The 14,847-nt window shown below is 37.8% G+C and carries 13 protein-coding genes; 4 read left to right on the top strand and 9 right to left on the bottom strand.

The window, feature by feature from the left end; translation table 11 throughout:
* Nucleotides 1–115 precede the first annotated feature (115 nt).
* From AN490_RS05545 to AN490_RS05580, 8 genes are all read right to left on the bottom strand, one after another.
* Nucleotides 116–1,366, bottom strand: coding sequence for a hypothetical protein (locus AN490_RS05545; RefSeq protein WP_300000747.1), 1,251 nt, complete (start codon nt 1,364–1,366; stop codon nt 116–118).
* Between the two features lie 84 nt (nt 1,367–1,450).
* Nucleotides 1,451–2,275, bottom strand: a complete 825-nt coding sequence (locus tag AN490_RS05550) for a CemA family protein (RefSeq protein WP_300000748.1) — start codon at nt 2,273–2,275, stop codon at nt 1,451–1,453.
* Between the two features lie 206 nt (nt 2,276–2,481).
* Complete coding sequence (locus AN490_RS05555) at nt 2,482–4,659, bottom strand: nuclease-related domain-containing DEAD/DEAH box helicase (protein WP_300000749.1); 2,178 nt, start codon at nt 4,657–4,659, stop codon at nt 2,482–2,484.
* Nucleotides 4,660–4,996: 337 nt separating this feature from the next.
* A complete protein-coding gene (locus tag AN490_RS05560; protein ID WP_300000750.1) occupies nt 4,997–7,624 on the bottom strand; it encodes a DNA polymerase III subunit alpha in 2,628 nt (875 codons plus the stop codon).
* A 137-nt stretch (nt 7,625–7,761) separates the two neighbouring features.
* Nucleotides 7,762–8,253 carry a hypothetical protein gene (locus AN490_RS05565; RefSeq protein WP_254435816.1) on the bottom strand — a complete coding sequence of 164 codons (492 nt, stop codon included), beginning with the start codon at nt 8,251–8,253 and terminating at the stop codon, nt 7,762–7,764.
* The gene (locus tag AN490_RS05570) at nt 8,223–8,564 is read right to left on the bottom strand and encodes a hypothetical protein (RefSeq protein ID WP_217357543.1); all 342 of its coding nucleotides are present in this window, start codon (nt 8,562–8,564) and stop codon (nt 8,223–8,225) included. Before AN490_RS05570 ends, AN490_RS05565 begins: the two co-directional genes overlap by 31 nt.
* A gap of 257 nt (nt 8,565–8,821) precedes the next feature.
* Nucleotides 8,822–9,280 carry a hypothetical protein gene (locus AN490_RS05575; RefSeq protein WP_300000751.1) on the bottom strand — a complete coding sequence of 153 codons (459 nt, stop codon included), beginning with the start codon at nt 9,278–9,280 and terminating at the stop codon, nt 8,822–8,824.
* Between the two features lie 66 nt (nt 9,281–9,346).
* Nucleotides 9,347–10,039 carry a hypothetical protein gene (locus tag AN490_RS05580; protein WP_148760846.1) on the bottom strand — a complete coding sequence of 231 codons (693 nt, stop codon included), beginning with the start codon at nt 10,037–10,039 and terminating at the stop codon, nt 9,347–9,349.
* Between the two features lie 245 nt (nt 10,040–10,284).
* Between AN490_RS05580 and acs the strand changes: the two genes are divergently transcribed.
* Complete coding sequence (gene acs / locus AN490_RS05585) at nt 10,285–12,255, top strand: acetate--CoA ligase (RefSeq protein WP_300000752.1); 1,971 nt, start codon at nt 10,285–10,287, stop codon at nt 12,253–12,255.
* 440 nt (nt 12,256–12,695) lie between these two features.
* Here acs and AN490_RS05590 read toward each other — a convergent pair whose 3' ends face one another.
* Nucleotides 12,696–13,367: a transposase gene (locus AN490_RS05590; protein ID WP_300000755.1), complete on the bottom strand. Its 672-nt coding sequence runs from the start codon at nt 13,365–13,367 to the stop codon at nt 12,696–12,698.
* A 206-nt stretch (nt 13,368–13,573) separates the two neighbouring features.
* On the opposite strand from AN490_RS05590, the gene rpsP reads away from it, so the two are divergent.
* The 3 genes from rpsP to AN490_RS05605 all read left to right on the top strand — a co-directional run bounded on the left by rpsP (nt 13,574) and on the right by AN490_RS05605 (nt 14,837).
* Nucleotides 13,574–13,834 (top strand): 30S ribosomal protein S16, encoded by a 261-nt coding sequence (gene rpsP, locus AN490_RS05595; protein ID WP_015081384.1) that lies wholly within the window; start codon nt 13,574–13,576, stop codon nt 13,832–13,834.
* A 7-nt stretch (nt 13,835–13,841) separates the two neighbouring features.
* Nucleotides 13,842–14,228 (top strand): KH domain-containing protein, encoded by a 387-nt coding sequence (locus AN490_RS05600; protein ID WP_015081383.1) that lies wholly within the window; start codon nt 13,842–13,844, stop codon nt 14,226–14,228.
* A gap of 303 nt (nt 14,229–14,531) precedes the next feature.
* Nucleotides 14,532–14,837: a hypothetical protein gene (locus AN490_RS05605; RefSeq protein WP_300000753.1), complete on the top strand. Its 306-nt coding sequence runs from the start codon at nt 14,532–14,534 to the stop codon at nt 14,835–14,837.
* Nucleotides 14,838–14,847 lie beyond the last annotated feature (10 nt).

The following is a 14,847-nucleotide window of genomic DNA, read 5'->3' on the forward strand; positions in this document are numbered from 1 at the left end:
CGGATAATTTATCTTCCAAATGTGACAACTGTACGGGCGAAGCATTTGGAGAACTATTTTTGGCAATGACGGATAATTTATCTTCCAAATGCTTCGCCCCTACTGACAACTGACTTTATTTTTTCACTAAAATATAGGCATTTGTATATTCAGGTAATTTTTGAATGTATTGCTCAAAAGCTCTTTCACTGGTGAAAGTTCCTGCTAAAAAATCAAGTTGATAAAGATTAGGTAAAAATGCTCCACCTGTATCGGCAATTACGCCCATTTTTAAACGTTTCTGTCCACTCTGATTATCTTCAATGACAATTATTTTTCCTAAACCAATATTGAGAACATCCCCAGCAAATGTTACTCCTGGTTTAATGGATATTTTGGCATCTATTTTATATCCATAGCCTTTAATTGCATCAACTTCTTTAAAATACCAATAACGTGTTTGTGCAGTTGCTTTTAAGCCCCGAATATAGGACATTCCATTATTTCTATCTACGTTTAAAAACTCTTTAGTTCCATCTGTAAAATTAACTAATACTGTTCCCTGCATGAGTGCTGCTTCTAAACCACTGCGAGTTAAATAAGCAATTGGTTTAACTTTACCAAATTCTTTACCTCCAGGTTCATAAATACCTGATAAAACATCTTGTTTGGTATATTGAGTGTAAAATTTTTCTTGGCTTACTTCTTCGTTAATAGCGTAGATTGGCGTATTATATGTAGAAGTTTTTTGTCGAGAACCGGGATGAATAAAAGCTGCATATTTAGTAATTCTTAATTGTTTCTGCTGCGGATTTTCTGGGTTATGAGCAGACCATTTAATTACGCGAAAATTGGCGTTAATAAAGTTAGGATTTTGTAACCGAGTTGTTCGCTTATTAGAAATGTCTTCTTCTAAGACGACAATCATAAAATCTAATGTTTTCAGAATATCTTTAACGGTAACTCCTTGAGTTACTAAGATGCCTGTGCGTTGAATATCGGGATCTTCTTGAGAGTATTTCTGAAAATATTGTCTAGTATTTGTGAGTACGGTTAACAAATCAGCTTGATTAAAATTTATGGGATTATTTGGTAATTTCCCTGTTTTTAATACTTGATTGGAATTAACACTATATTGATATTTTTGCCATTCATTTATGACTGAATAAAATGTGGATCTTTCATTACTCTTGACATTTATATTAGATATTTTTTGCGGAGATATATCATGAGTAAATCCTTTAGTTGGAGAATTTACTATTTGGGATAATGATAAATTTTCAACAATCTGTTGTTGTTGAATTGGCTGTTTATTAAGAAAACTCACTACTAATAAGCTAGTAATAAATACTGTGACTTTTAATGTTTGATTAAAGAGGATACGCATAATTCATGAAAATAAACAATGATTACCCCCCATTTTAGCATTCTCAGAATTATTGACAATGGGAAATCTGCCCAATTAAGATGATTAATCATTCATTTCTTTTAAGGTAGCTAATGCTGAAGGTGATAAACGACTAAGATACCGGAATATCCAATATTTAACTATAGTGTCTAAAATTACAGGAAATGTGGCAATAAACATAAATATATAATTTCTACTCGCGGGTAAACCTAAGTGTTCTGCAAATCCTTCCAGAATTATTTCCCAGCCATGTGGTGAGTGAAAGCCTACAAATACATCTGTACATAAGATAATTAAAAAGGCTTTAGCACTATCGCTTAAACCATAAACAATTTGATCTACAAAGTGTTGAAGAGAAATAATATCTTTGGCACTAAAAACAATTACTAATGCAAAGGTAATTAATGCTATAATGTCTGCAAACATATTACTAATAGCGTTAGCACTTTTATCTCGAAATTTTGCTGCTAGTTCTATGGCTTTTTCTTTTATCTTGGATTCTACATTTTCTGGGGAATTTTTCCATTCTGAATCCAGAAGACTTTTAAACTTTAATTCTGCTCTAAATATTTTTAATTCATGAAAAGCTTCTTTCTCCATTTCCTGATTGAGAAAAATCAGGTGAGAGTTTTCAGTTCTCATCTTCTCTACTAAGGGAAGGATAAATATCCGCTTAGATAGTTGATGAGTGAGAAGGGGAACAATAATTAGCAGTAATAAGAATTTGACAGCTATGGTTGTCCGCTGTCTGGATATTTGATATTTTTTAATAAATTCTTGATCTGCATTCGGAGATATATCACTAAAAATTTTTTTGAAAGTTCTACCGATTGATCTAGGAAATATGCCAGTTTTTAAGAATGTAAATGGTTGTGATGGTTTTTTCACGATTAGATAAATCTAGTTTGAGATGAGATGTAGTCATCATAGCAATTCTTCCCTGATTGGAATCAACCTGATCATCCTACCTAGGAAGTTACAATTTGAGTTTGTTATTAAATAACACTACTAGATGTTTTATACGCTCCAGTTTGCAAATGCAAGCTGGAGTTATACAGCATTGAATTTAATTACCTGATATTTTCGGATAGTGCTTACTCACTATCTCCAATATCACGTTTAGGTGGACGCTTGTAGGTAAAAGTGAAACTTTCACCACTAGCTATGACCTTTCGCATTTCCTCATACATAGGATAACTACCAACACCGCTTAAATTAGCCCAACCTCGCGCCCTGGTTAAAGCCACAAATAACTGGTTGCGGAAATTCACATCATTTTCATTCCGCGCTACATTATCAAAACCCACCACATAAACCATATCCGCTTCATGTCCTTTAGCGCGAGTAATCCGTGATACCGTCACACCACCTTCGTGCCAAAATTTATCAGGATCATGATTGGGATATTGGGGAACTAAATCATTTAACTTTAAAGCTGTAGGGATATAAACATCAATGTCATATTCCATTAAAAAGCCAGCTATCTGGGTTTCTAATTCCATTGCTTCATAGGTAGATCCTAAAATTACTACTAAAATATCTCGGCTGGGGTTAAGTCCGTCATGGACAATATTGTGCATAATTTTCTCAGCCAAAGCCTTCATTTCTTCCTGACGAGAACCATAAGTTTCAAATTCTAATACAGGTTTTCCCCAGATTTCTGATATGGGATTTGGTGAGTTTTCTGGCGGACGGCGCAATGTAATTTGTCTACCAGAAATAAATTTACTATCGCCGACAACTTCATAACCAATTTCCTTCCATGCTTTTTGATTTGTGAGTCCTGTCAGCATTCCTTCTGGACGTAACAAACCCATACCAATAGCGTGAGCAGATGTGAGAATTTGACCTGGTGTACGATAGCAACGGCGCATAATTTCTGATTTTTTAATGCCACCTTTATAGCTACCAGTTACCGCCTTATTAAGATTAGTATCTATCCCAAATAATTCTGGTGCGGTAGGAATTTTTAAACTATCTAAACTTTGAGCTTCGTCATAAGCCCAAATCAGGCGTTTTTGTTCTGGGTGTTCAGAATCAGCAGGTCGTAAAGATTGATAAGCTAACCAATAAATAGCTTGTTTATCCTGATATTTTAAATCATCTTCGGCTACTAAATCTTGACCTTCATCAATTAAGATGGCATCAAACATTGGTTGAATAGTAATTTCTTCCAATAGCCGTTTACTTAAATCTATTAAACCTCGATTTGGCTGTCTTTCATTGGTGTTTTGTACAGTTCCTGGTCTTTTACCATGATGTTCACAAATAATGCGATATAAACCTGGTTGTTCCTTTGCTCCCCAAGCATGAAAGACTCGTAACTTCGAGTTAGTTTTGGGGTCATACTGCATTTCACCACAACTAAAACGCTTTATCCATTGGTCGAGTAAACCAGTTATTAAATCATATAAGGAACGGGTAAAAAATACTAAAGCAATATCCCAATCTGGATGTTTCAGGTGCATATGTGCGGCTTTTTGACATAGTAAAACAGTTTTTCCTGAGCCGGCAATACCGCGAATGCGCTGAGGACCGGGGGGAATTTCTTTACCAATATGTTCTTGTTGTAAATCAATCTCATAGAGTTTTTCTCGTAAACTATCAATGACATTAGAACGGGTTTTCCCAGTGGTATTGACTTGATTTCGGGGAGGTTTCCGCAATACAGGTGTACCGCCTATCACTGATAATAATAATTCCCAATTTTTAGCTTCTAAATCTGCTCCAGGAATGACAATATTAGCTTGTTGAATTTGTTCAATTAAAGCAACTTTTCCTAATTGGTCTTGAAATATAATTGGCGGAATATCTGGTAATTGGTCAAAGCCTTTTTGCTGCCATTGTTCTGTGGTAATTTGCGGTAATGCAACTATGGCTCTACCATTAACTTTTCGCCAAAGTGCTGTTTCTCTATCACTATATGATATTAATGCTCGCAGTTGATGTTCTGCTTGTTGGTAGGGATTTATTTCTGTGGTATCAGTATTTTGCAATTGCCATTGTTGACCATTAATAGCGGCAATTTGGTCAATATTTATAGATTTGACTTCAATTACAACTACACCAAATTCTCTATCAACTATTAAGATATCCGGCTCTTTTCTAATTTCTCCAGCTTTGGAAAAAATGGGATAACGCCAATACCCAATGCAGTTTCTATCAGCAAAGGTACTACGGAAAGCATCCCAAACCTTCTGTTCTCCGTCTTGATTTTTGATTGCTTCGGTGGTGATAAACTTGCTACCCTGTTCTTCTATGCCAACAGCCATTTTCTTTACCCGTCTAAAATGGTTACGTATTTTAAGTTACCATTACTAATGGGGTTTGAACCAGTGAGAATATACTGATATGCAATTGTATGATTAATATGTTACGTATATGTATATATTTGTATTTGTTTACTTAAGTAGTTAATTTCTTTAAAGTATCCCTAAAGAGAGCCATAGACAGACCATAGAGGTACAGAAATAGAGAAAAAAGAATGTAAATACTGATTTTAGGTATTACTGAATCATGGTATGAAAGTCAAAATTTTCATCTCTTAAACTCTTACTATCTCTGTATCTGCGCCTCTGCGTGTTAGCGAAGCTCGATAAATTCATGCTTTTATTCACCAACACCCACTTGTAATAAATCTAATCCTTGGGCAAAAATCTCATCAATTGGTAACATTTGCCCTGCTTCAGTCATAAATTTATGGTCTTTTGTAGCGCGAATAATTGCGCCATTTTCTAACAAATATTCATAAACTTCTTGCTGTCCCCGATTATGCCATTGGGCAATTGATTGAGTATAAAGCATTCCATTACTATCAATAGTATAAACTTTACATTCAATCTGTTTTTCAACAATTTCCCCAATCTCTAAAAAACCATATTCAACGGTTAAAATTTCTGTGTCGTAACTTAAACAATATTCGGCAAACTTCAACATATCCCCAAATAAATGTTCAGAAACTTGGGGTATTACACCATTTTTTGCCGAACCATCAATAAAATTTTGCTTTTGTTTCTCCATTTCTGATACTTTCTTTTTACCCATAGCCCGACGGAGTAAATCAGCTTGTCCTAAGCTATAACCAGCCATATCTTGAGCAATTTTCATAATTTGCTCTTGATAAACCATGATTCCGTAGGTTTCATTTAATATTGGTTCTAAAATTTGAGTATCATATTCAATTTCTTCTCGTCCATGTTTACGATTAATAAATTTAGGAATTAAGCCGGCATCTAATGGTCCTGGACGATACAGTGCTAAAATTGAAGAAATATCTTCAATATTGGAAGGTTTCAAATCTCGGACTATCTGTTTCATTCCTGAAGATTCTAATTGAAATATTCCTTCTAAATCACCTGCTTCTAATAATGAATAAGCTTTAGCAACGTCTTTTGGTAAGTTAGTATGATCACCTTTAGCTAATATTTTTTGTGCTTTTCTTTCCTGTCCGGTAATTTCATCAGGATCAATTCGATATCCTTTACTTTGTTCAATTAAATCAATGGTTTTTTGAATTAGGGTTAAGTTCCGCAAACCCAAAAAGTCCATTTTTAATAATCCCAATGATTCCAAATCTTCCATGAAATATTGAGTAATTACAGAACCATCATTATTTCGTTGTAGAGGAACAAGTTCATCTAATGGTTCTGCGGAAATAACGACACCGGCAGCATGAACCCCGAAGGTTTTGTTAGTTCCTTCAATTCGCATGGCCATGTCAATCCAGCGCCGTACAGTGGGATCATTATCATATTTGTCTTTAAATTCTGGTTCGGGAGTTTCATCGGAAATCATCACTTTCAATTTTGTGGGTTTACCCCGAACTACAGGAATCATTTTCGCCATTTTGTCAGAATCCCCATAGGGAATGTCTAACACTCTAGCGACATCTTTTAAAACTGCTTTTGATGTCAGACGGTTAAAAGTGATGATTTGGGCAACTCTATCAACACCATATTTATTAGTTACATAATCAATGACTTGATCTCGTTTATCAATGCAGAAATCTGTATCAATATCCGGCATTGATTTGCGTTCAGGATTGAGAAATCTTTCAAATAGTAAGCCATGATGTACAGGATCAATATTCGTAATTTTCATGGCATAAGCTACTAAAGAACCTGCCGCAGAACCCCGTCCTGGACCAACGGGAATATTATTATCTCGCGCAAATTTGATGTAGTCCCACACTACTAAAAAGTAGGTGGAAAATCCCATTTGTTGAATCATTTTTAATTCATATTCCAATCTTTCTTTATAGACTGGATCTACTTCGTTGCGAGATTTGCGTTTTAATCTTTCTAAAAGTCCGTCCCAAGCAACTTCTTCTGCATAGGTATCTGCTGTATGTCCTGAAGGTATTTGGGGTGTGGGAATTTGGGGATCACCCATGATGTGATAAGGTTCAACTTTATCAGCAATTTCTTCTGTGGTGGCGATCGCTTCAGCAATGACATCATCAGGTAAATGGTCACGGAATAACTGGTGCATTTCCTCTGATGATTTGAGGTATTCTGTGCCGCTATATCGCATTCTTTTATCTTCGCTGATGAGTTTGCCGGTTTGAATACATAGCAAGGCATCATGGGATTCTACATCAAAACAAGAAATAAAATGGGAGTCATTTGTAGCAATAAATTTAATCCCTAATTCTCTGGCAATTTTAACAATTTCTACATTCACAATCCGGTCTTCTTGAGAACCATGATCTTGAATTTCTAAATAAAAATCTTCTCCAAATACATCTTTATACCATTTGGCAATTTTTCTGGCGAGAGATGTATCATTACTAAGAATTGCTTGGGGAATTTCTCCACCTAAACAAGCACTGGTGACTATTAAACCTTCACGATATTGCTTGAGTAAATCTTTGTTAATACAAGGACGGGAAAAAATGCCTTTACCTTGTACTCCTTGAAGATGGGAAATTGTGGTGATTTTAACTAAGTTTTTATAGCCTTGAGTGTTTTTTGCTAATACGACTTGATGATATTTGTGACGGCGTTCTTGTTTTTCAATATCACCATTTAGGATATACATTTCGTTGCCAATTATTGGCTTTATAGTCTTACTGCGGCAGATTTTAATGAGTTCAACTGCCCCATACATGACACCATGATCTGTGAGGGCAATGGCTTTCATTCCTAATGCGATCGCACGATCTACCAATTCTGGTAGTTGACTAGCACCATCAAGCAAGCTGTAATCACTGTGAATATGTAAAGGAACAAATGACATATTAGTATTTGGTAAAATAAGGGGATTTTAAATTAACAGTTCTTAGTTAATATCTTGTGCTGGGAAGGGAGTAATTAACCGAGTATGATATATCTGAAGTCAAGTAAGCGATCGCTTTTTTAACTATTCTTCTAGTTTCAAATTGGTCTTTTCATAATACAGGTAACTTCACCATAACCAGGATTACCAGTTAAACCTTGTAAATTATTATGCTCTATATCTTCGTCTTGACCTAGCTTACTTGTCCATTTACCATCAGGTAATTGTCTAGCAACGTGGGTTGGTGTTTTATTGGAATTAACGTATATTGCTATTTTTTGAAATCCTGGTTCTAAAGTATCATCTTCACAGACTTCATAACCAAGAGTTTGAAATGCTTGCTCAAAAGCGTTAATGGTCTCCTCTCTAGGAACATCTGGAGGCCAGTATTCTTCATTTTGAGCATCTGGCCACCACCAATTTTGATCGTCTTCTGCTGCCCAAGCAACACAATTGTAATCTGTTGTATCTGGGCTTGTAAGCTTGTATCCGTGGATGACTAGGTTGGGAAAATCTCGTTCAATAAATGTTTTTACATAGTTAACCCAGGCGTTATTACTTACCAATTGTAGCCCCTTTGCTTTCCCCATTCGAGCCATGCTTTAGTCATTTTTTCTGTATTTCCTCTGTACTCTGGAGGTACAGGATCTTCTCTGGAAATAGATTTTAATGCCCAAAACCAGCGTCCAGATTTCTTTTCAAGCTCTCTTAGCAGTAGAGGTATGACGACTTCACCCATGCCTATAATTTGTTGATAGGCAGGGTGCATACACATTTGGTTAGTTGATGATATACCACGATTTTCTTCCCGCCATTGATTGGCAAGTGTGATGAAAGTTGCTTCTATTTCTGCCTGTCTGGAGGCGGTTTGTAGTTTTTCCATATTGCTGCTACTGTACATGATTTAATTTCAGGATATATGGGGTTACTATAGATTACTAAACCTATCGCTTTATGGTGATTCCGATTTTCTATTTACTCGTACTACATAAACAATAGCAGCTTTGACATCTTTTGTGCCGAAATGTATAGTATAAAATTTTCACACCGATAACTGTTAGCTTGTACAGTTTTTAGCTAAAACATTATATACCACAAACAAGATCCCCGACTTCTCTAAGAAGTCGGGGATCTGAAACTCTCTGAAACTCTCGAAAACTATACTTCAACAATTCTAGGTTCTGAATTTTTGTGAAAACACTTGTTGACAAAATAACTAGCTAAATCCAATAATTCCAAATTATCAATATCAAGATTAATATCACTTACTAACACATCTTTCACAGCCGATATTTTGTCATTTTCTCTAGAGATTCTCAAACATTCTTCTAAATCTACTGCTAAATCAAACAATGATGTATCTCCCATATAATTTCTGATTTTGATAGCCACATCATCATCACTAACTAAAAAGTCTTTAATAGAATCAAATAAAGGATTAGATATTTCATCATCTCCCCAGGTTTCTAGCCAATCACCTTCCACATCTTCGACATAAATATGAACAAAATTTAGTCCATAATTTAACCAATCTTGCTGCATATTCCGAGCTGCTGCTAACGCTTCTGTCAGATTTTCGAGTTGAGCGCTATTATTAGTCTGTTGTTGGTTAACCATAAATGGTATTTTCAGCGGATTAATGATGTTAGCTAGGACACAGATTTCGATTTCAATATTCGGGAATCAGGAAAAATTCATATACTTCCCTTCCGCAAGATGATCACTGTTATACAGTGCAACATTGACTAGCTGATGAATAAAATCATTGTCTTGGGGATTGTAACTGAGAAATAATCCTCTTTCTATTTCCCACAATTGCAGTGAATTTTGCCACTTTTGATACTTGGTGTTATGAAATTCTTCACTGACACTGGTAACTTGAATACAGAGTGGTTTATTTTGATGATTGCTAACTATCAGGTCTGTTGCCATAGAAAGGTCAGCTATATAACGCCGCCAAAAATCCCCTTCTCGATGAACAACATCCTGAGCTATATATTTAATGATATCACTATCAGCCTGATTAAATTCCCCCGCCATCATTTTTTTCTTCCAAATATAAAATTTGGTATCTGTGGCGTTTATCCATTTAGGAAATAGACAACTGTACCAATATCTTTCATTGGCGGTCATTTGCTCAAACTGGAGTTTTTGGTCTTCCTCTGAAGGTAAAGATTTAATTGCTAACCAAACCTTAGAGTCCGTAATTACTTCTAATAAAAAAGCGACAACGATGGGTTTGGATATCAGTGAACCAAGCTTGATATGTTTAATCCAACGGTTGATATCTCTTAATTTTATCGTGAGACTTGGATCTATTTCAGCGGCTTGCTCGATTAGTAAATTTAGTTTATCCTTAATTTCTCTGGCTTGCAAACTATACCCTATTGTAAAACACTAACACAGCATCTAAAGAGTTATATCCTACTAAATCGGTAAATAAGGCTGTTAAAAACATGATCATTATTTTATCTTAGGGTGTACTGAATAATTCAGCATTAACTAATTGTCGGACTAGAGTAGGACTAGTTGAGCAGATCAGTAAATAATCTTTACACTCAGCACAACTTCGTTAAAAATAGTTTTCAGTCACAATATCATTATCATTTGCATCCATCATTATGTCTCAACCAACCATAGAATCCATTTTACAGGAAAAGCGGCTATTTCCGCCTAGCAGTGAATTTTCGGAAAATGCCCAGATCAAAAGTTTAGCAGATTATCAGCGACTTTACGACAAAGCCAAAGCAGATCCTCAACAATTTTGGGCAGAATTGGCGGAAACTGAGTTACACTGGTTTCAAAAATGGGACACTGTCCTAGATTGGCAACCACCTTTTGCTAAGTGGTTTGTCAACGGTAAGATTAATATTTCTTACAATTGTCTTGACAGACATCTCACTACTTGGCGGAAAAATAAAGCTGCATTGATTTGGGAAGGAGAACCGGGAGATTCACGGACGCTGACTTATGCTCAATTGCATCGGGAAGTGTGCCAGTTTGCAAATGTATTAAAGCAGCTAGGAGCAAAAAAAGGCGATCGCATTGGGATTTATATGCCGATGATTCCCGAAGCTGCCATTGCTATGTTAGCCTGTGCGAGAATTGGCGCACCTCACAGCGTTGTTTTCGGTGGTTTTAGTGCTGAAGCTTTGCGCGATCGCTTGAATGATGCCGAAGCTAAGTTAGTGATCACAGCCGATGGTGGTTGGCGCAAAGATGCAATTGTTCCCCTCAAAGAGCAGGTAGACAAAGCTTTAGAGAATAATGCAGTTCCCAGTATTACAGATGTGCTAGTTGTCAAACGCACAAATCAAACAATACAGATGGAAGCAGGACGTGACCATTGGTGGCACGATTTACAACAAGGCGTTTCTGCTGATTGTCCCGCTGAACCTATGGACAGCGAAGATATGCTGTTTGTTCTCTACACTTCCGGTAGTACAGGCAAACCGAAAGGAGTAGTCCACACCACAGGCGGTTATAACTTATACAGCCATATCACTACCAAATGGATTTTTGATCTTCACGATACTGATGTATATTGGTGTACCGCCGATGTCGGTTGGATTACGGGACATAGCTATATAGTTTATGGTCCCCTGTCCAACGGGGCAACGACTCTCATGTATGAAGGTGCGCCCCGTGCTTCTAATCCTGGTTGTTTCTGGGATGTAATCGAGAAATACGGTGTTAATATTTTTTATACTGCACCAACGGCAATTCGCGCCTTTATCAAAATGGGTGAACACCATCCTAACAAACGTAATCTTTCTTCTCTGCGATTACTGGGAAGCGTGGGTGAACCCATTAACCCCGAAGCTTGGATGTGGTATCAAAAAGTTATTGGTGGTGAACGTTGTCCGATTGTGGATACCTGGTGGCAAACGGAAACAGGTGGGATTATGATTACACCCTTACCTGGGGCAATTGCTACTAAACCAGGTTCAGCCACTCTCCCCTTCCCTGGTATTATTGCGGATGTGGTGGATTTAGAAGGTAATTCTGTCCCTGATAACGAAGGTGGTTATTTAGCAATTCGTCATCCTTGGCCGGGAATGATGCGGACTGTGTACGGTGATCCTGATCGTTTCCGTCGCACCTACTGGGAACATATTCCGCCCACAAATGGTAATTATACGTATTTTGCCGGTGATGGGGCGAGAAAGGATGAGGACGGCTATTTCTGGGTAATGGGGCGCGTGGATGATGTCCTGAATGTCTCTGGACACCGTTTAGGAACGATGGAAGTGGAATCGGCTTTGGTGTCTCATCCGGCGGTGGCTGAGGCTGCGGTGGTGGGTAAACCGGATGATTTGAAGGGTGAGGAAGTTGTGGCTTTTGTGACTTTGGAGGGGACTTATCAAGCCAGTGAGGAGTTGAGTAAGGAACTGAAGAAGCACGTTGTGAATGAGATTGGAGCGATCGCACGTCCTGGTGAAATCAGGTTTACTGATGCTTTACCGAAAACCCGTTCTGGGAAGATTATGCGGCGTTTGTTGCGGAATTTGGCATCAGGACAGGAAATAGCGGGGGATACTTCGACTTTAGAGGATCGTAGTGTTTTGGATAAGTTGCGGGAAGGGAATTAATTTAGGTTAGTTTTTTAACACTGTGTAAAATCTGTATAGGGGGGCAAAATTGCCTACCCTATATTATGATGTGTTTACCATCTATTCACAGCGTATATTGAGAGAGATTTTTTACCAACTGTCGGACTTTTCAAACACTACATTAGTGGTATAGTTAACCCCGCGCACCAATTTGGTGTGACATACTCCACACACGCCCTTATGCCTTGCGGCACGCTTGCGCGAACAGGTGAGTGTGGGCTTCTCGGCGACTCCTCTATGAAGACATTAACCGAGCTTTAAAGCCCTATGCCCTAGGGACTTTTTGAGATAATTTTTAACTGAATCTAGTTTTTGCGTCATCTGTCATATTCTATGATATTGCGTGTTCTTCGCTGACTTGATTTTTTTCTCCTACCGCTCATAGAAATCTGGACAAAGCTACCTAAGGATAGACAATACTAGACAACTACGTTTGCAATCTTAGACCAAAGACCTAAGACTACAGGGATAAACGGCAATCCCTCTATCCCATTCATAAAGTTTGGGATTACTTTTCTAGCTATATTCATGCTTCCATTGGTATCAGCATTGATTATTTTACCACTGGAGGTTTTATATAAACCTCTTTTAATCCGTTTACCGCTAAAAGTAGGTTTACTATCTGATTTATCCTGGTAAACAGGCAGATTGTCACCATCTAAAGCACTAGCAATGGATGTGTAACTTTCTTCAGTAATTACAACTTCGATACCTGCTAACTTAGCCTTGTAAGACAACAAACTGATTAATTTAGCATGAGGGATTTTGGTAAATTGCTGGTTGTTCTTTTTCCCAATATTAATGTCTTGCTTCCATCCTAAATTATTGCCGATGATTAATTGACTAATATCATTTAACTGACACCAATCAATTACTCTACGGGAAACAGTATGGAGATAATTATCAACTCGTCTGTCACGCTTACTATTTAATTCTTTAACTTGTCTCCAGGCTTCTACTGATTGCGCTTTAGCTACTCTTTTATTGAAGAATTGGTTAATACTTTTCAATGGTCTACCATTAATCAATAACGGTTTAATACCGGAATGGTTGGAAGTTATAGCCATCAAATTATTTAGACCAAGGTCTATACCAGCACTGTATTTACCCCCTACTTATTGAGCCGATACTTTCCAACTGACAACTGACAACTAAACTAATCGCCATTCACGGCTAGAAAGTGCTAAAATTAGCATTTCAGTGTTGGAAGTTGTGAAGGCGGGTATAATATCCCCATCACTTCCTTATCAATCAGTTACAAACTCACTCACTAGGAACAGGAGAAACAGTTCTCAACATGATCAAATTGCGTTTAAAAAGATTTGGTAAAAAGCGCGAAGCAAGTTACCGGATTGTTGCTATTAACAATCTTGCCCGTCGTGACGGTCGCCCCCTAGAAGAACTAGGATTTTATAACCCCAGAACTGATGAAGTAAAATTAAACATTCCTGGTATCATTAAGCGTCTACAACAAGGCGCTCAACCTACCGATACAGTTCGTAGTATCCTCGTAAAAGCTAACGTTTTTGAACAGGTCAGTGCAACAGCCGCATCATAGTCTTGAGATGAAATCCCTAGCAACCAGTCCCAATTATGTTGGGCTGGTAGAGTTTCTTGTGCAGCCGTTTTTAGAATCTCCAGAATCTTTAAGCGTTGATTGTGAAATGTCTCAAACCCTAAAGCGGGCTTGGGTTCGCATTGCATTTAATAGCACAGATAAAGAAAAAGTGTTTGGTCGAGGGGGACGAAATATCCAGGCAATTCGCACTGTAATTGCCGCCGCAGCCGAACTAGCTGGGCAATCAGTATACCTGGATATTTATGGCAACAGTTCCCAAAGTCGGGAAAGTGTGTCTTTTGATGAAGAACAGGAAGAGCGGATACTACCACCCAAGTCGAAAGAACGAGAGAACAATATTCCCAAACCTGTTGTTAAACCACGTTTACGCTAGATCATCACTAGTCAGTTTACATGATTGATGACAGATTAAATTCTGGGAAAGATGGAGACAGGGGACAACAGCATTGTCAAATCTTGGCGAATAATTTCGTTTTTATGGCGGATTTACCAGCCAAGAATTAACAAATGTTGTCAGCCCATTTCCCAATAATAAGACCTCGCGGTAAGCGGGAAACGAGCGGGTCTTTAGACCTGAGAGGGATGGTATGGCTAACGCCACGCTACGCTATCGACGCAGCTCACCAGCCGCGACACGGGCAGTTCGACAAGCTCACTGACCACGGTTTTAACCGCTGTGGTCTTTGGTGCATTTGGTTCTCGCAATCATCAGAACTTCGTACAGATTCCCCACAGCAGTTTGAGATTTAAGCTAAAAGCTCTCTGTGAGAGATCCGGAATCAAATACGTAGAACAGGAAGAATCTTATCCTAGTAAAGCTAGTTTTTTAGACAATGACAATATTCCTGTTTTTAATGCCGACAATCCCAAGAAGTACGAGTTCTCTGGCAAGCGAATTCAGCGGGGTCTGTATCGTACTCAATTTGGTATTCTGGTGAATGCAGACTGCAATGGTGCAGCCAATATTCTTGTGAAAAAGTAAGCACAATGCT

The sequence above is a fragment of the Anabaena sp. AL09 genome (genome assembly GCF_001672255.1).
Lineage (GTDB): Bacteria > Cyanobacteriota > Cyanobacteriia > Cyanobacteriales > Nostocaceae > Dolichospermum > Dolichospermum lemmermannii.

Bases quoted from the DNA above. Each gene is read 5' to 3' on its own strand.
- AN490_RS05570 (WP_217357543.1), bottom strand. From the start codon at position 8,564: ATGTACAGTAGCAGCAATATGGAAAAACTACAAACCGCCTCCAGACAG.
- rpsP (WP_015081384.1), top strand. From the start codon at position 13,574: ATGATCAAATTGCGTTTAAAAAGATTTGGTAAAAAGCGCGAAGCAAGT.
- AN490_RS05555 (WP_300000749.1), bottom strand. From the start codon at position 4,659: ATGGCTGTTGGCATAGAAGAACAGGGTAGCAAGTTTATCACCACCGAA.
- AN490_RS05545 (WP_300000747.1), bottom strand. From the start codon at position 1,366: ATGCGTATCCTCTTTAATCAAACATTAAAAGTCACAGTATTTATTACT.
- AN490_RS05560 (WP_300000750.1), bottom strand. From the start codon at position 7,624: ATGTCATTTGTTCCTTTACATATTCACAGTGATTACAGCTTGCTTGAT.
- AN490_RS05575 (WP_300000751.1), bottom strand. From the start codon at position 9,280: ATGGTTAACCAACAACAGACTAATAATAGCGCTCAACTCGAAAATCTG.
- AN490_RS05565 (WP_254435816.1), bottom strand. From the start codon at position 8,253: ATGGGGAAAGCAAAGGGGCTACAATTGGTAAGTAATAACGCCTGGGTT.
- acs (WP_300000752.1), top strand. From the start codon at position 10,285: ATGTCTCAACCAACCATAGAATCCATTTTACAGGAAAAGCGGCTATTT.
- AN490_RS05600 (WP_015081383.1), top strand. From the start codon at position 13,842: ATGAAATCCCTAGCAACCAGTCCCAATTATGTTGGGCTGGTAGAGTTT.